13 protein-coding genes and 1 pseudogene are annotated in these 15,558 nt (G+C 67.8%); 3 read left to right on the plus strand and 11 right to left on the minus strand.

Annotated features, from left to right (window positions below):
• Positions 1–91 precede the first annotated feature (91 nt).
• Genes L0D17_RS06690 through murI form a run of 4 tightly spaced genes read right to left on the minus strand, consistent with a single transcriptional unit; the run spans position 92 to position 3,163 of the window.
• On the minus strand, positions 92–1,123 hold the full coding sequence (locus L0D17_RS06690; RefSeq protein ID WP_243094526.1) for a hypothetical protein: 1,032 nt from the start codon (positions 1,121–1,123) through the stop codon (positions 92–94).
• Positions 1,120–1,731 (minus strand): XTP/dITP diphosphatase, encoded by a 612-nt coding sequence (locus L0D17_RS06695; protein ID WP_243094527.1) that lies wholly within the window; start codon positions 1,729–1,731, stop codon positions 1,120–1,122. The genes L0D17_RS06690 and L0D17_RS06695 overlap by 4 nt, the downstream gene beginning before the upstream one ends.
• A gap of 5 nt (positions 1,732–1,736) precedes the next feature.
• The gene (locus L0D17_RS06700) at positions 1,737–2,381 is read right to left on the minus strand and encodes an LOG family protein (protein ID WP_243094528.1); all 645 of its coding nucleotides are present in this window, start codon (positions 2,379–2,381) and stop codon (positions 1,737–1,739) included.
• 8 nt (positions 2,382–2,389) lie between these two features.
• Entirely contained in the window at positions 2,390–3,163 is a 774-nt protein-coding gene (gene murI, locus L0D17_RS06705) for a glutamate racemase (RefSeq protein ID WP_243094529.1), read from the minus strand.
• A gap of 88 nt (positions 3,164–3,251) precedes the next feature.
• Between murI and metK the strand changes: the two genes are divergently transcribed.
• The gene (gene metK / locus L0D17_RS06710) at positions 3,252–4,430 is read left to right on the plus strand and encodes a methionine adenosyltransferase (RefSeq protein WP_039460292.1); all 1,179 of its coding nucleotides are present in this window, start codon (positions 3,252–3,254) and stop codon (positions 4,428–4,430) included.
• Between the two features lie 40 nt (positions 4,431–4,470).
• Here the strand turns inward: metK and L0D17_RS06715 are convergent, their stop codons facing one another.
• The 6 genes from L0D17_RS06715 to L0D17_RS06740 are packed head-to-tail and all read right to left on the minus strand — an operon-like array spanning position 4,471 to position 10,842.
• Complete coding sequence (locus tag L0D17_RS06715) at positions 4,471–5,547, minus strand: GGDEF domain-containing protein (RefSeq protein WP_243094530.1); 1,077 nt, start codon at positions 5,545–5,547, stop codon at positions 4,471–4,473.
• A 44-nt stretch (positions 5,548–5,591) separates the two neighbouring features.
• Complete coding sequence (gene speA, locus L0D17_RS06720) at positions 5,592–7,484, minus strand: biosynthetic arginine decarboxylase (protein WP_243094531.1); 1,893 nt, start codon at positions 7,482–7,484, stop codon at positions 5,592–5,594.
• On the minus strand, positions 7,481–8,044 hold the full coding sequence (locus tag L0D17_RS06725) for a DUF72 domain-containing protein (RefSeq protein WP_243094532.1): 564 nt from the start codon (positions 8,042–8,044) through the stop codon (positions 7,481–7,483). Before L0D17_RS06725 ends, speA begins: the two co-directional genes overlap by 4 nt.
• On the minus strand, positions 8,034–8,750 hold the full coding sequence (locus L0D17_RS06730; RefSeq protein ID WP_243094533.1) for an alpha/beta hydrolase: 717 nt from the start codon (positions 8,748–8,750) through the stop codon (positions 8,034–8,036). Before L0D17_RS06730 ends, L0D17_RS06725 begins: the two co-directional genes overlap by 11 nt.
• 2 nt (positions 8,751–8,752) lie before the next feature.
• The gene (locus L0D17_RS06735; RefSeq protein WP_243094534.1) at positions 8,753–9,685 is read right to left on the minus strand and encodes a ribose-phosphate diphosphokinase; all 933 of its coding nucleotides are present in this window, start codon (positions 9,683–9,685) and stop codon (positions 8,753–8,755) included.
• A gap of 26 nt (positions 9,686–9,711) precedes the next feature.
• A complete protein-coding gene (locus L0D17_RS06740) occupies positions 9,712–10,842 on the minus strand; it encodes a M24 family metallopeptidase (protein ID WP_243094535.1) in 1,131 nt (376 codons plus the stop codon).
• 58 nt (positions 10,843–10,900) lie between these two features.
• On the opposite strand from L0D17_RS06740, the gene L0D17_RS06745 reads away from it, so the two are divergent.
• Complete coding sequence (locus tag L0D17_RS06745) at positions 10,901–13,207, plus strand: penicillin acylase family protein (RefSeq protein ID WP_243094536.1); 2,307 nt, start codon at positions 10,901–10,903, stop codon at positions 13,205–13,207.
• Here L0D17_RS06745 and L0D17_RS06750 read toward each other — a convergent pair.
• The gene (locus L0D17_RS06750) at positions 13,204–15,294 is read right to left on the minus strand and encodes an AAA family ATPase (protein WP_243094537.1); all 2,091 of its coding nucleotides are present in this window, start codon (positions 15,292–15,294) and stop codon (positions 13,204–13,206) included. The genes L0D17_RS06745 and L0D17_RS06750 overlap by 4 nt on opposite strands.
• Positions 15,295–15,361: 67 nt before the next feature.
• Here L0D17_RS06750 and L0D17_RS06755 point away from each other — a divergent pair.
• Positions 15,362–15,502: pseudogene (locus L0D17_RS06755) on the plus strand (sugar phosphate nucleotidyltransferase); the annotation flags it as partial.
• Positions 15,503–15,558 lie beyond the last annotated feature (56 nt).

The following is a 15,558-nucleotide window of genomic DNA, read 5'->3' on the forward strand; positions in this document are numbered from 1 at the left end:
CCCACCTCCGGGCGCGTGGTAGCGTTTCCGCCAAAGGTTTTGCCCACGCCCTGCGCCCCAAGTATATTCCTTCTTGGGGGGGCACAAGTCCCTAGTGGAGGGCTCGGAACACCTCAAAGGCGATGAGGGCCAGGATGGCCACCTCCACCGCCTGGGTGCGCAGGTGGGCCACCTCCTCCGTCACCATCTCGTAGGTGGCCTCGAGGACCCTAAGCTTTTCCTCCACGCTCCTTTCCAGCTCGTGGGCCCCGTAGAGCTCCAAGGCGGCGCGGTAGATCTTGGCGTAGAAGAGGTCCTCGGTGATGCGCAAGGCCCCTTCCATGCGGGCCCGCACGTGGGCGATCTCCGCATGGCGGGCCATGAGGCGCCGGCTAAGGCGCTGGAGCTTCCCGTAGCCCCATAGCCCCCGCTCCTTGAGCACCTCGGGCACCGCCTCCAGCTCCTCCGTGAGGAGGCGGTCGTAATAGGAAAGCTCCAAAAGTTGGGCGTGGACGAACTCCACCAGGTCCGCCACGTCCCAGATGCCCTCCGAGTCCAGGATGAGCACCCGGTCAAAGCCCAGAAGGGCCAGGTCCTCGGTGGAGTAGCTGTAGCGGTAGCGCTCCATCTCCCGCCGCACCTCGGGGGCGAACTCCTCCGCCGTGCCCATCCACAAGGGGGTGAGGTCCACGGGAGGGTCGTGCGCCTTGGCCCCCTCGAGGCCCAGGGCGTGGTAGACGGCGAACTCCTCGGAAAGCCGCTTCTCCTCGGGGCGGAGAAGGGCCCCTTTAAGGTAAGGCTCCAAGGCGGCGAGCTCCGCCAGGAAAAACCCATCCCAGAAAGGGAGCTCGGGGATCTTGAGCCCCTTTTCCAAGAAGACCTCCCAGGGCACCCTCTCCCCCAGGTGGATGCGGAAGGAAAGGGAAACCACCCCGAACTCGTAAAGCCGGGCCGTGAGGAGGCCGGAAAGCCCCTCCACGCTCCGCACGCCCAGCTCCACCTCCGCCGGGGGGTTTTGGAAGCGCACCGCCCCCAGCCGGGCCCGGGAGAGGCGGAGCCGGGGGGTGGAGAGCCGGGAGAGGTCTATCTCGTCCGCCAGGTCAAAGAGGCGGTAGAGGGCGATGTGGGGAGAAAGAAGATTCATTCCAATTTGGAAACTTCCCGCGGGGGTGGCCCCTCCTTGTACGCTTCCAGCAGGGCTTTAAGCGCCTTGCCCCGGTGGGAGTAGCGGGCCTTTTCCTCCAGGTCCATCTCGGCGAAGGTCTTCCCCGCCTCGGGGACGTAGAAGAGGGGGTCGTAGCCAAAGCCCTTTTCCCCCCTAGGGGCTTCCAGGATGTACCCCTCCACGCTCCCCTCGTAGGCCTCGGCGTGCCCGTCGGGGTAGGCCAGGACCAGGACGGCCACGAAGCGGGCCTTGCGCTCCTCCCCCTTCAGGTGGCGCATCCTTTCCAGGAGGTAGACGTTCCGTTCCCGGTCGGTTTCCCTGCCCCCGTAGCGGGCGGAGTAGACCCCCGGTTCACCTCCCAGGGCGTAGACCTCGAGGCCCGAATCGTCCGCCAAGGCGGGAAGCCCCGTGGCCTTGGCCACGTGGGCGGCCTTGAGGAGGGCGTTGTCCAGGAAGGTGGCCCCCTCCTCCTTGGGCATGCGCAAGGGGAAGTCGGCCAAGGAAAGGAGGGTCCAGCCCAGAGGGGCGAGCCCCTCCTTAAGCTCCCGCACCTTGCCGGGGTTGGACGTGGCGAGGACGAGGCGCATCCTTTTCAGGATACTCCCTTTAGGGCGGCCACCACCTCTTCCGGGGTTTCCACGAGGGTGAGGAGGTGATAGTCCTTGGGGTCTATGGCCCCTTGCTCCTGCAAGAAGGCCATCCAGGAAAGAAGGCCCTGCCAGTGGGCCCGGTCCAGGGCGAAGACGGGGAAGGGGTGGACCTTTTCCGTCTGGATGAGGACCAAGACCTCGGAAAGCTCGTCCAAGGTGCCCAACCCCCCGGGCAGGAAGACGAAGGCATGGGCGTAACGCACGAAAAGCACCTTGCGCACGAAGAAGTAGCGCAAGGAAAGGGCGTGGGTCTGGTAGGGGTTAGGCTTTTGCTCGTGGGGAAGCTCTATGTTAAGCCCCACGCTCACCCCGCCCGCCTCGTAAGCCCCCCGGTTCACCGCCTCCATTACCCCGGGCCCGCCCCCCGTGACCACCCCGTAGCCCGCCTCGGCCAGGGACTTGCCCAGGCGGTAGCCCAGGGCGTAGGCGGGGTGGCCCTCGCCGAAGCGGGCGGAGCCGAAGACGGAAACCAAGGGCACCTCAATCTCGGAAAGCGCCTCGAAGCCCTCCACGAACTCCGCCAGAATGCGGAAAAGCCGCCAGGCATCCTCGTGGTGGAGCTGGTCTATAAGGGGCTTCTTGGGCATGCTTTATGCTAAAGCTCTTCCAGGCTTACCCGGTAGAGGGTTTCCACCCTTTCCCCAAGCCGCTCCGCCAGGGACTTGTAGCTTTCCTTGTCCCCGGTGACGTAGTGGAGCACCCTCCCTTGGCCTTCCGGGTTCAAAAGCCCGGCTTGGGCTAACGCCTCCGCCACCCGCTTGGCCGTGGCCTCGGCGGAGTCAATGAGGGCCACTCCGGGGAGGACCCTTTCCAGGGTGGCCTTGAGGAAGGGGTAGTGGGTGCAGCCCAGGATGAGGGCCTCGAGGTCCTTGGGGGCCTCCTCCAGGTAGTGCCGGGCCACCAGGAAGGCCACAGGGTCGTCCCATAGCCCCTCCTCCACCAAGGGGACGAAGAGGGGGCAGGCCTTGGCCCAAGAGAGGGGCACGTACCGCCCGTAGGCCCCGCTTTCCACCGTGGCCTGGGTGCCGATGAGGCCCACCTTGCGGTAGCCCCGGGCCACCTCCGCCGCCGGTTCCAGCACCCCGAAGACGGGCACGGAGAGGTCCTCGGCCAGGTCGGGAAGGGCGGCGGAGCTCGCCGTGTTGCAGGCCACCACGATGGCCTTCACCCCTTGCCGCAGGAGGAAGCCCGCGATCTCCCAGGCGAAGCGGCGCACCATGGCCAGGGGCTTGCCCCCGTAGGGAACGCGGGCGGTGTCGCCGAAATACAAAAAGTCTTCCCGGGGAAGGGCTTGCCGGAGCGCCTTGAGCACCGTGAGCCCGCCCACCCCCGAGTCAAAGACACCGATGGGGGCCTTGGGGTCCTTCACGGCCCGCCATCATACCTGGACGGGGGAGGGGGGGTGCTATACTATCAGGGTTGCCCCGAAGGGGGCGGGTACGAAGGAGGTGCGCAAGTTGCGGCTGGTCACGTCCGAGTCGGTCACGGAAGGGCACCCGGATAAGCTGGCGGACCGGATTTCCGACGCCATCCTGGACGCCCTCATCGCCCAGGACAAGAAGGCCCGGGTAGCGGCGGAAACCTTGGTCACCACCGGGCTCGTTTTCGTGGCGGGGGAGATCACCACCGAAGGCTACGTGGACATCCCCAACCTGGTGCGCAAGACGGTGCGCGAGGTGGGCTACACCCGGGCCAAGTACGGCTTTGACGCGGACACCTGCGCCGTGCTCACCGCCATTGACGAGCAGTCCCCGGACATCGCTGGGGGGGTTAACCTCTCCTACGAGTGGCGGGTGCTGAAGTCCACCGACCCCTTGGACCGCACCGGGGCGGGGGACCAGGGGCTCATGTTCGGCTACGCCACCGACGAAACCCCCGAGCTCATGCCCCTACCCATCACCCTAGCCCACCGCCTCACCATGCGCCTGGCGGAGGTGCGCAAGACCGGGCTCCTCCCCTACCTGCGCCCCGACGGCAAGGCCCAGGTCACCGTGGTCTACGAGGGGGACAAGCCCCTTTACGTGAAGACCGTGGTGGTTTCCGCCCAGCACTCCCCCGAGGTGGAGCAGGAGCAGCTACGGGAGGACCTGATTCGCGAGGTGGTGCGCCAAGCCATTCCCCCGGAGTACCTGAAGGAGGGGGAGACGGAGTACCTCATCAACCCCTCGGGCCGCTTCATCCTGGGCGGCCCCCACGCCGACACCGGCCTCACCGGGCGCAAGATCATCGTGGACACCTACGGGGGGGCGGTGCCCCACGGGGGCGGGGCCTTCAGCGGCAAGGACCCCACCAAGGTGGACCGCTCCGCCAGCTACTACGCCCGCTACATGGCCAAGAACCTGGTGGCGGCGGGGCTCGCCCGAAGGGCCTTGGTGGAGCTCGCCTACGCCATCGGCAAGGCCAGGCCCGTATCCTTGCGGGTGGAAACCTTCGGCACCGGGGTCCTGCCCGACGAGAAGCTCACGGAAATCGCCAAGAAGGTCTTTGACCCGAGGCCCTTGGCCATCATTGAAGAGCTGGACCTCCTTAGGCCCATCTACACCCCCACCAGCGCCTACGGCCACTTCGGCCGCGCCGGCTTCCCCTGGGAGGAGACGGACCGGGTGGAGGCCCTGCGCCGGGAAGCGGGCCTCTAAGGGAAGGTTGCCTAGCCCCCTAGGCCAGGGCCTAGGGGGCCTAGCCGATCTCCACCCGGTTTTTACCCTTGCGCTTGGCCCGGTACAGGGCCTCGTCCGCTCGCTTGAGGAGGGAGAGGGGGGAGTCCGTGGGGGCGGCCTGGGCCACCCCGAAGCTGGCGGAAAGGCTTGGCACCGGGGGAGCCTTTAGGGCCGCTATGCTTTGGCGGAGCCTTTCCGCCAGGGCCAGGGCCTGGGGGAGCTCGGTTTCCGGCAAGACGACGGCGAACTCCTCGCCCCCTAAGCGCACCGCCCGGTCGCTTTGGCGGATGTGGCGCTCCAAGCACTCCGCTAGGGCCTTGAGCGCCCGGTCCCCCACCTCGTGGCCAAAGGTGTCGTTCACCGCCTTGAACCCGTCCAGGTCCAGGGCGATGAGGGCGAGGGGGCGGCCGTAACGCTGGACCCGGAAGAGCTCCCTTTCCAGGATAAGCTCCAGGTAGCGGCGGTTGCGCAGGCCGGTGAGGAAGTCGGTGTAGGCGTCCAGTTGGGCCTCGAGGTACCCCTCCTTGATCCGCACCAGCATGTAGAGGAGGCCCACGTAGGCCAGGTTGGCCCCGAAGAACTGGGCCAAGGCGTTCACGTGTTCCGGTTGGTAGTGGCCGCGGAAAGCCCCTAGGAGGGAGAGGAGGAAGAGGGTGAGGAGGTAGAGGAGGGCGAGGCGCACCGCCTGCCGGGTGTGGAAAAAGAGGAAGCTGCTGAAGTACACGAAGGGCACCCAGAAGGCGGCGGGGGAAAGCCCCATGGGGTTGGGCCGGAAGAGGAGCTGGTAGGCCAAGGTGGCGAGGAGGTAAGCGGCCACCAAGGCGTGGGCGCCGGGCAGAACCCAGGCAGCGAAGCGGGGCCAAAGCCAAAGGGCGGCGCTAAGGAGGGCGAACCCCAGGACCAAAACGGGCAGGAAGACCCGGTCCACGGGGTCTAGCCCCACCCTTTGGGAGGCGAAAAGCGCCACAAAGGCGAGGGCCGCTCCCAGGGGCAGTAGCCATAGGGCCACCCGCCTGCGGAGGGGGTTCAAGGGGTCCAGAAGCTCCAGGGTGGGCTGCAAGCTAATCTCAGTGTACCGCCCTTCGGGCAGGCCCATGCCCCCATCCTGCCCGAACCCCCCTTAACGGGGCCTTAACGCCTTCAGTCTTCCAGGTAGGTGTACCCCTGGAGCTCCCGCATATACCGCTCCAGGAAGGCCCCTTTCTCCGCCGGGGAGAGGCGGCTTTGCCGCACCAGGCGCTCCACCCCCTGGAAGAGCTCCCGGGCGGTGAAGCCCATCTTCTCAATGACCTTTTCCGCCGTTTCCCCGGGGACGAAGCGCTCAATGGCGAAGCCTTCCTCATCCACCACCACGTGGGCTTCCCCCACCTGACCGAAGAGGTTGTGGTTGCTCCCCAGGACGTCCTGGTAGGCCCCCACCAGGAAGACCCCCAGGTAGTAGGGCTCCCCGGGGCGGATGGGGTGGACGGGGAGGCTTTGGCGCACGTCGTGCAGGTCAATGAAGCGGTCCATCTTGCCGTCGGAGTCGCAGGAGATGTCCACCAAGGTGGCCTGGCGGGTGGGGGGCTCGTGGAGGCGGGAAAGGGGCACGATGGGGAAGAGTTGGTGGATGGCCCAGGCGTCGGGGAGGCTTTGGAAGATGGAGAAGTTGCACACCAGCTTGTCGGCGAGGAGCTTTTCCAGGTCCTCAAACTCATCGGGGGCGTAGGGAAGCTCCCGCACGATGCCGTACACCCGCCTGGCGATGTGGTAGAAGATCTCCTCCGCCAAGGCCCGGTCCCGCAAGGACACCAGGCCCAGATCGTAGAGGGTTTGCAGGGTTTCCTTGTCGGCGAAGGCGTCGTGGTAGACCTCGCGAAAGTTCTTGGCGCTGAGGTTTTGCAGGCTCTCCCAAAGCTCCTTCACCAGGGGGTGGGCCTCCTCCGGCGGGGGTTCGGGTTGCTTCTCCCCCGGGGGGGTGATGACGTCAATGACCTCCAGGACCAGGACCTGGTGGTAGGCGGTGACCGCCCTCCCCGACTCGGTGACCAGGATGGGGTGGGGCTCGCCGTGCGCCTCCACCACCTCCTTGGTCACGTAGACCAGGTCCTCGGCGTACTCGTAGAGGGTGTAGTTGGCGGAGGCGTAGAAGTTCGTCTTGGAACCGTCGTAGTCCACGGCCAGGCCCCCGCCCAGGTTGAGGTAGGTGAGGGGGGCTCCGAGCTTCCTTAGCTGCACGTAGGTCTGGGCCGCCTCCCGCACCGCCATCTTGATGCGGCGGATATCCGTCACCTGGCTCCCGATGTGGGCGTGGACCATGACCAAGGCGTCCAGGAGGCCCGCTTCCTTCAGGATCTCCACCGCCCGGATGATCTCCGGGGTGGTGAGGCCGAACTTGGCGTTTTCCCCCCCCGAGGCCTCCCACTGCCCCGCCCCCTTGGCCTTGAGCTTGTAGCGGATGCCGATCTGGGGCTTGACTCCAAGCTCCTGGGAAAGCCGCACCACCCGGGGAAGCTCGGCGAACTTTTCCAGGGTAATGACCACGTTCCGCCCCAGCTTCCGCCCCATGAGGGCCAGGCGGATGAAGTCGTCGTCCTTAAAGCCGTTGGTGGTGATGAGGGCCTCCGGGGAGAGGTTTTGCGCCAGGATGAGGGCGAGCTCCGCCTTGCTCCCCGCCTCGAGGCCGTGGTGGTAGGGCCTCCCCGCCTTGGCCACCGTTTCCAGCACCAGGCGGCGCTGGTTCACCTTCACCGGGTATACCCCCCGGTAGCCCCCGGTGTAGCCGTACTTCTCCATGGCCCGGCGGAAGGCCTCGTTGAGCTCCCGGACCCGGGCCTCGAGGATCTGGGGGAAGCGGAGCACCAGGGGCAAGGGCCTCCCCTCGTCCCTCAGCGCCTCCACGATCTCCAAAAGCGAGGCGGCGGGGCCCTCGGGGCCCAAGGGGGTCACCTCCAGCTCCCCGTCCCGGCCCACGCGGAAGAACCCCGCGCCCCAGTAGGGCACCAGGTAGATCTCCTCGGCTTCTTTGGGGGAAAAGCGCCTGGCCGTTTTCAATCCGGGTCAACCTCCGCCCTTGAGTGTAGGGCGGAAGGGCCCGCTTGTGAAGGGCTAAGGTAAAGGTAGCCCTCCCCTTCGGGGACGGGGCCTTCCGGGTCCACCAGGTAGAGGAAGGGCCCGCCGGCCTCGTTCACCACCACCCGCCCCCTCTCCCGAAGAAGGGGGCGCAGGGGCTCTGCCGCCTGGAAGGCGATGGGCATGGGGCCAAGTTCCCCCTCCACCGCCTCCAGGAGGTCCAGCCACGCCCCCAGCGCCGCGGGCGTGAGGTCTTGGGGGACCCAAAGCCGCACCGCCCCCCGTTTGTCCCCAAAAAGGCGAAAGCGCCTCAGAAAGCGGCGCAAAACCCGCCTCTCCTCCCCCGAGGGGCGGAAGGTGAGGTGCTTGTGGCCAAAGACGCTAAAGCGAAAGCCCTCTGGGGCCAGGGCCCGGAGGCGGCCAATCGTCTTGGGGTCCGCCAGCCGGTGCCACCAGGAAAGCTCCACCGTGGGGAAGGCCTGGCGGTAGGCCTTGAACCCGCCCGGATAGCCCCGGTACCCCTTTAGCCCTTTAAGAAGCACGTTCCTCCAGCCAAGCCTCCAGGAAGGCCAGGCCCACCCGGGCCATGAGGGGGGTGATGGCGTGCCCCGCCCCCTCCTCCACGAACCGGGCCAGGCGGCCTTCCCCGTAGTGGGGCCTGAGCGCCTCCACCGTCTTCTCCATGCGGGCCAAGGGGACGATGAGGTCCTTGGTGCCGTGGAGGTGCAAAAGGGGCACCTCGCCGTAGTTTTCCCCCTGGAGGGCGGGGGGCCGCTCGTAGAGGGCCTGGACCCTGGGGTCTTGCAGGGTCTGCCCTTGGGGAAGCTTCATGGGAAACCCCGAGCCGATGAAGGCCAAGGCCCCCTGGGCCCGGAACCCCCCGGAAAGGAGGAGGTGCACCACGAAGGCCCCCAGGCTCCCCCCCGCCAGGAAAAGGGGAAGGCGGAAGCGTTCTTGGGCCGCCTCCGCCACGGCCCGGGCCTCTTCCCCAAAGCCCAGGGCCACTTGGTAGACCTCCTCCACGTAGCGGGGGCTTTTGGCCGAGGGAGGGCTTCCCCTTTCCCCGTGCCTCGGGGCGTCAAAGGCCAGGAGCAAAACCCCCCTTTCGGCGTAGCCGGGAAGGAGGGAGAGGATGTGCTCCTTGGAGCCTTGTAGGCCGTGGAGGGCGAGGAGGAGGGCCTTGGGGGCCTCGGGGATGCGGGCCAGGACGGGAAGCCCGGCCAAGGTGAGGGTTGCTTCCCGCGCCATGGCTAGGTGAAGAGGCTAGACACGGACTCGCCCCGGTGGATGCGCCAGATGGCCTCGGCGAAGAGGGGGGCCACGGTGAGGGTCTTGAGCTTGGGGCCCTCCTTGGGCGGACAGGTGTCCGTGGCCGCCACCTCCTTCACCGGGCTCTTGGCGATGCGCTCCAGGGCGGGGCCCACGTAGACCCCGTGGGTGGCGGCGGCGTAGACCTCCTTGGCCCCCGCCTGGAGGAGGGCCTCCACCGCCTCCACCAGGCTTCCCGCCGTGGAGATCTCGTCGTCCACGATGAGGGCGGTCTTGCCCTCCACCTCCCCCACCAGCATCCGGACCCGCACCTCCGTGTCGGAAACCCGCTCCTTGTCAATGAAGGCCAGGGGGAGGCCGAGCCTGCGGGCCAAGGAGCTCGCCCGCTTGATGTCCCCGGCGTCCGGGGCCACCACCACGGCGTTATCCAGGTCCACCCGGGTGGCGAAGTGGTTGGCGATGACGGGCTCGGCGGAGAGGTGGTCCACGGGTACCTTGAAGAAGCCATGGACCTGGGGGGAGTGGAGGGTCATGGTGAGGACCCGGTCGGCCCCCGCCGTCTGCAGGAGGTCGGCGATGAGTCGGGCGGCGATGGAGATGCGGGGGGCGTCCTTCTTGTCGCTCCGGGCGTAGGAGAAGTAGGGGATGACGGCGGTGACCCGGGCGGCGCTCGCCCCCTTGGCGGCGTCAATCATCATGAGGAGCTCCATCAGGTGGTCCTGCACCGGCGGGGTGAGGGACTGGACGATGAAGACGTCGCCTTCCCGGAGGCTTTCCTCGTAACGCACGAAGAGGTTGTCGTTGGCGAAGCGGAGGGTGGTGCTTTTGCCTAGGGGAAGGCCCAGGGCCTCGGCGATGGCCTGGGCCAAAGCGCGGTTGGACTGGCCAGAAAAGATCAGGAGGGGGCGGTCCATGCCGTCCCCCAAGATACCATGCCCCCCTAAAGCGGGGTAAGCGCCTCCTGCGAAGGGGTGGTCACCTCGGGCCCCGTGGGGTGGAGGTAGACGTCCACCTCGGTGCGCACCCCGAAGGCCTCCAGGTAGACCCCGGGCTCCACGGTGAAGGCGAGCCCCGGCACCAGGGGGCGGAAGTCGTGGGTTTCCAGGTCGTCCAGGTGGGGCCCGGTGCCGTGCACCTCCTCCCCCAGGTTGTGCCCGGTGCGGTGGCGCAGGTAGGCCCCGTAGCCCGCCTCCACCAGCACCTGGCGGGCTATGCGGTCCACTTCATAGCCCCTGGGGTGGCGTCCCTCCCGGTAGGCCTCCGCCACGAAGCGGATGGCGGCGTCCCGGGCCGTCACCACGCTTTGGAAGGCCCGGTGGGCCGCCTCCGGGGCCCGGCGCTCCGCCATCCAGGTTAGGTCGGCGTAAACCCCCCCGGGCTCCTTGGCCCAGAGGTCCAAGAGGACCACGTCCCCTTCCCGCATGGGCCTTTCCGTGGGGGCGTGGTGGGGGTTGGCGGCGTTTTCCCCGAAGGCCACCATGGGGGGATGGTCAAAGGTGAGGCCCCTGGCCTCCAGGGCCTGGGCGAGGACCCCTTGCACCGCCCTTTCCGTGGCCCCGGGGTGTTCCCGCAGAAAGGCCAGGGCGAGCTCCTTGGCCGCCACAAGCCCCAAGGCCGCCCGGCGGTGGCTTTGGAGCTTCTCCTCCCCCCAGGTCTGGAAGAGGAGGAGGAGGGGCCAGGAAGAGGCGAGTTCCAGCCCCATGCCCCTTAGGAGGTCCAGGGTGCCCCCGTCCACCCGGGAGAGGTAGGGGATGGCTCCCCCGGGCACGTACTCCAGGGCCACCCGCCGGGCCCCTTCCAGGATTTCCCCTAGGCCTTTCAGGAAGCTCTCCCAGGTGTGGTAGGTGCGCCGCCTGCCGGGCAGGGTGGGGAAGAGGCTTTCCTCTATGGCGTGAGAGAGGAGGGTGGGTTCCCCCTCTTGGGGGAGGAAGTAGGCCAGGCGGCGGGTGAGGGGGAGGGCGTGAAGGCCCAGGACCTCGAGGGCCACCGGGTTGCTCCGGCCGAAGGAGTAAAGGAGCCAGCCGTCTAGCCTTTCCTCCCGCAGGACCTCCTGGATGCGGGCGAGTTCCATGCCCCTATCCTCCCGCCTGGGGCGGGTTTTGGGAAGTGTGGTATGCTTGCCGCCAAGTATGAAACGCTTCCTGCGGGTTTTGGCCTGGCTTCTGGTGGGCCTCTTGGCCCTGGGGCTTTTTGGGGGAATCGGGGGGGTGGTTTACCTGCGGGCCTCCTTGCCCAAGACCGAAGGGCGCCTCGCCCTAAAGGGGCTTTCCGCCCCGGTGGAGGTGGCGCGGGACCGGCACGGGGTGGTGCGGATAAGGGCGGCAAGCCTCAAGGACCTCCTCTTCGCCCAGGGCTTCGTCCACGCCCAGGAGAGGCTTTGGCAGATGGAGTTCCAAAGGCGGGTGGGTCAGGGGCGCCTGAGCGAGGTCCTGGGGGAGGCCACCTTGGCCCAGGACCGCTTCCTGCGCACCTGGGGGTTTTACCGGGCGGCGCAAAGCGCTTACGAAAGGCTTTACCCCGAGGAGAAGGAGGCGGTGGACGCCTACGCCGCCGGGGTCAACGCCTTCTTGGCCTTGGGGGGGCCCCTGCCCCCCGAGTTTACCCTCTTGGGCTTCCGCCCCGAGCCCTGGACCGGGCCCGACGTCTTGGTCTGGGCCAAGATGATGAGCTTTGACCTTTCCGGCAACTGGGAGGAGGAGCTCCTCCGCCACCGCCTCCTGGCCCGGGGGGTCAGCCCGGAAAGGCTTCTGGAACTCATGCCCCCCTACCCCGAGGACGCCCCCACCATCCTGAGCGCCGAGGACCTGCGGCTATCCCTCAAGCGGGAGGAGGCGCCAAGCGCCCTCCTCCAGATGGCCCCGCCCCGCTTCCTCGAGGCCAGCAACAACTGGGTGGTGGCGGGAAGCCGCACCGCCACGGGAAAGCCCTTCCTGGCGGACGACCCCCACCTGGGCCTCCAGGTTCCTTCCCTTTGGTTCCTCATGGCCCTCGAGGCCCCCGGCTACCGGGCCGTGGGCGCCTCCTTGCCCGGGGTTCCCGGCATCGTCATCGGCCGCAACGAGCGCATCGCCTGGGGGGTGACCAACGTGGGGGCGGACGTGCAGGACCTCTACCTCCTGGAGGAGGTGGGGGGCAGGGGCTACCGGTACCAAGGCCGGGTGGTCCCCTATGGGGTGCGGGAGGAGGTGATCCGGGTCAAGGGGGGCAAGGAGGAGCGGCTCAAGGTGCGGGAAACCCTCTATGGCCCCGTGATCACCGACGCCCTAAAGGACCCTCCCAAAACCCCCATGGCCCTCCGCTGGGTGAGCCTGGACCCGGAGGACCACATCCTCATGGCCTACCTGGGCATCAACCGGGCTACCAACTGGGAAGCGTTTAGAAAGGCCCTGATCCACTACTCCGCCCCCAGCCAAAACTTCGTCTACGCTGATACCGAGGGCAACATCGGCTACATCGCCCCCGGGAAGTTCCCCATCCGCAAGGAAGGGCACACGGGCATGGTCCCGGTGCCGGGGAATGGGAACTGGGACTGGTTGGGCTACCGCAGGCCCGAGGAATGGCCCCAGGTCCTAAACCCCAAGGAGGGCCTCCTGGTCACCGCCAACCACAAGGTGACCCCGCCGGGCTTCCCCTACGCCCTCACCTACGACTGGGCCGAGCCCTACCGGGCGGAGCGCATTCTGGAACTCCTCCGGGCCAAGGAGAAGCTCACCCTGGAGGACATGAAGGCCATCCAGCAGGACCAAAGGAGCCTCCTCTTCCGCGACTTCCGCCCCGTCCTCTCCCTCCTCACCCCCCTTTCGGAGCGGAGCAAAGCCTGGCAGGAGCGGCTTCTCGCCTGGGACGGCACCATGGCCCCCTCCTCGGAGGAGGCCTTGGTCTTCGCCCTCTGGTATGCCGAGCTCACCCGGCTTCCCGCCAGGGAGGTGGGGGAGGAGTACTGGGACGAGCCCCGCTACCTGCTCAAGGCCATGAAGGAGGGGGACAGGAACTGCGACCAGCCGGAAACGGAGTACAGGGAAACCTGCCTGGACTACGCCGCCTTGGCCCTGGAGAGGGCCCTGGACCGCAAGGAAGGGCTTCGGGCCCGGACCTGGGGCGCGGTCCACCGGGCCACCTTCCGCCACCCCGTCCTCACCCACACCCCCCTAAAGCGCTTTTCCGACCGGGAGGTGGCCTTTGGCGGGGACCGGTACACGGTGAACGTGGGCCCCTTTGACCCCAAGACCCTGGCCATGGACAAGGGCCCAAGCTACCGCCAGATCGTGGACCTGGCCGAGCCCGAGCGCTCCCTCTTCGTCCACCCCATGGGCCAGTCGGGCCACTTCCTCTCCCCCCACCACGCCGACCTCCTCCCCCTTTGGGCCAGGGGGGACTACCTCCCTATGACCTTCGCCGGGGAGGGGAGGCTTCTCCTCCTGGAGCCCGGCCGCTAGCCCTTTTCCTCGCCGTTTTCCAGGCTTTGGAAGTGGGCCAGGGTTTCCCGCACCTTCTCGTGCACCCAGTAGGCCTTGCGGCCGAAGAGGAGCTCCAGGGCCTCGTCCACCCCTTCCACGGCGTAGAGGTGGAACACTCCCTTCTCCACCGCCGCCACCACCTCCGCCCGCAGGGTGAGGTGGGGGAGGTTGGCCCGGGGCAGGACCACCCCTTGGGTGCCCGTGAGCCCCAGGGCCTGGCAGACGCGGAAGAAGCCCTCCACCTTCTCCGCCACCCGGCCCACCGCCAAGACCCGGCCCGTCTGGTCAATGGCCCCGGTCACCGCCAGGTCCTGCCTTAGGGGAAGGCCCGAAAGGGCGGAGAGCACCGCCAAAAGCTCGGCGAGCCCGGCGGAGTCCCCCTCAATGCCCCCGTAGCTTTGCTCAAAGACCAGGCTCACCGTGGCGGAAAGGGCCCCGATCTGGGCGTAGGTGCCCCGCAGGTAGCCGGCCAGGGTGAGGACCGCCTTGTGGAAGACTTGGCCCCCCAGCCCTACTTCCCGGTCTATGGAGAGGATCCCCTCCCGCCCGGGTCCGGCCTGGGCGGTGATGCGCACGGGGCGGCCCGTGGGCACGGGGCCTTCCACCACCACGAGCCCGTTCACCTCCCCCACCCGCTCCCCCTTCACCTCCAAGGCCACCACGCCTTCCTTAAGGTCTTGCAGGTAGAGTTCCTCCTCCAGCCCGTACCGCTCCTCCCGGGAACGCACCGCCTGGGCCACCGCCGCTCGGTCCAGGGGCTTCCCGTGGGCCTCCGCCTCCTTAGCCAGGTCCAGGAGGCGGTAGAGGCGGGCGTCCAGGCGTTCTTGGTGGCCCGCCATGCGCCGGGCCTCGTCCGCCAAAGCGGCCAGGCCCTCGGGGGTGAGGTGGACCCCCTCACCCTCCAGGAAGCCCCCCAGGTAGGCCACGTTTTCCTCGGTGTAGGGGATCTCGGGGGCGAACTCCACCCGGAAGGGGAAGAGCTCCAAAAACTCCTCGTCCTCCTCCAAGAGGGCGATGACCTCGGGGGGGCCCACCAGGAAGACCTGGGCCTCGAGGGGGGCGGGCTTGATCCGGGGGCCCTTGACCTCGGGCCTGGGGGTGAGGGGCTCCACCTCCCCCGTGGCCAGGGCCCGCTTGAGGAGGGGGTAGCTTCCCAGCTCCAAGACACGGTGGGCCTCCAGGAGCAAAACCCCCCCCATGGCCCGGTGCAGGGCCCCGGGGCGCAGAAGCCCCAGGTGGGTGGTGAGGGCCCCCTCCCGCATCTCGTACTCCAGGTGGCCGAAAAGCCGTTCCGGGGTGGGGTTGGGCTCGTGGACCACCCGCTCCCCCCCCTCCACCAGGAGGCGGGGAAGGAGCCTTTCCGGCTCCACCGCCTCCTCCAGGGCCGCGGCCCGCAACAGGTTTTCCAAAAGCCAATCCAGGTAGGGCCCGGCTTGGGGGAAGCGGCCCTTAAGCTCCTCGGCCTTGGGCAGGAGGAAGCGCTCGGCGAAGCCCCGCCTTAGGGCGGCCACCTGCGCCTGGGCCTTTTGCCTCAGGTCCACGTAGGCCAGGATGGTTTCCTCCAGCTTGGCGGAAAGCTCGGGGGGCAGGGGGCCCTGGCCGGTGAGGGTGAGCCCCCCCTCGCCCTCCTTCAGGGTGAAGCCGTGGCCTTGGGCCTCCTCCGCCAAGGCCTTTAAGAGGGCTTCCGCTTCCTTCTCGTAGCGGGCTTCCAGGAGGCTTTTGGCGTAGAGGAAGCCCTTTTCCCCAAAAAGGGCGGGGGTGAACTCGGCGAAGAGGGCTTCCACCCCCTCCACCAGGGCCCGGCCCTCCCCTTGGGGCAGGGTGAGGGGGAAGGCCTCCTCCCCCAGGGGGAGGTAGACCAGTTCTTCCTTGGGGAAGGCGCGGTCCCTGAGGTAGGCCAGGAGGCGCTTGCGCTTCCCCAGGCCGCTTGGCCCCACCAGGTAGCCGTGCCCCTTCTGGCGGAAGGCGCTTTCCAGGGCCTTTAGGGCCCGCTCCTGGCCGAAGAAGGGAGGGGCGGGCTTGGGCCTCGTGGGCGGGGTGAACCAGGCGAGGTGGAGGACCCGCATCGGTCCCCACTATACCGGGACGCGGGTCCTTGGGGCCTAGGGTAAACTACCCCCAAAGGGGGACGGCATGGTCAAGGTGGAGGTCTTGGGGATGATTTTGGCGGGGGGGCAGGGGAGCCGGCTTTACCCCCTCACCGCCAAGCGGGCCAAGCCCGCGGTGCCCTTCGGGGCCAAATACCGCATTATTGACTTCGTCCTCAACAACTTCGCTATGTACACGTCAAAACCTCCATAGGGCATAACCCCAAGGGACTTCCGCGCCTT

The organism is Thermus thalpophilus (genome assembly GCF_022760915.1).
Lineage (GTDB): Bacteria > Deinococcota > Deinococci > Deinococcales > Thermaceae > Thermus > Thermus thalpophilus.

Bases quoted from the DNA above. Each gene is read 5' to 3' on its own strand.
- L0D17_RS06690 (WP_243094526.1), bottom strand. From the start codon at position 1,123: ATGAATCTTCTTTCTCCCCACATCGCCCTCTACCGCCTCTTTGACCTG.
- L0D17_RS06695 (WP_243094527.1), bottom strand. From the start codon at position 1,731: ATGCGCCTCGTCCTCGCCACGTCCAACCCCGGCAAGGTGCGGGAGCTT.
- L0D17_RS06700 (WP_243094528.1), bottom strand. From the start codon at position 2,381: ATGCCCAAGAAGCCCCTTATAGACCAGCTCCACCACGAGGATGCCTGG.
- L0D17_RS06715 (WP_243094530.1), bottom strand. From the start codon at position 5,547: ATGGGCCTGCCCGAAGGGCGGTACACTGAGATTAGCTTGCAGCCCACC.
- L0D17_RS06730 (WP_243094533.1), bottom strand. From the start codon at position 8,750: ATGGCGCGGGAAGCAACCCTCACCTTGGCCGGGCTTCCCGTCCTGGCC.
- L0D17_RS06735 (WP_243094534.1), bottom strand. From the start codon at position 9,685: ATGGACCGCCCCCTCCTGATCTTTTCTGGCCAGTCCAACCGCGCTTTG.
- L0D17_RS06740 (WP_243094535.1), bottom strand. From the start codon at position 10,842: ATGGAACTCGCCCGCATCCAGGAGGTCCTGCGGGAGGAAAGGCTAGAC.
- L0D17_RS06745 (WP_243094536.1), top strand. From the start codon at position 10,901: ATGAAACGCTTCCTGCGGGTTTTGGCCTGGCTTCTGGTGGGCCTCTTG.
- L0D17_RS06750 (WP_243094537.1), bottom strand. From the start codon at position 15,294: ATGCGGGTCCTCCACCTCGCCTGGTTCACCCCGCCCACGAGGCCCAAG.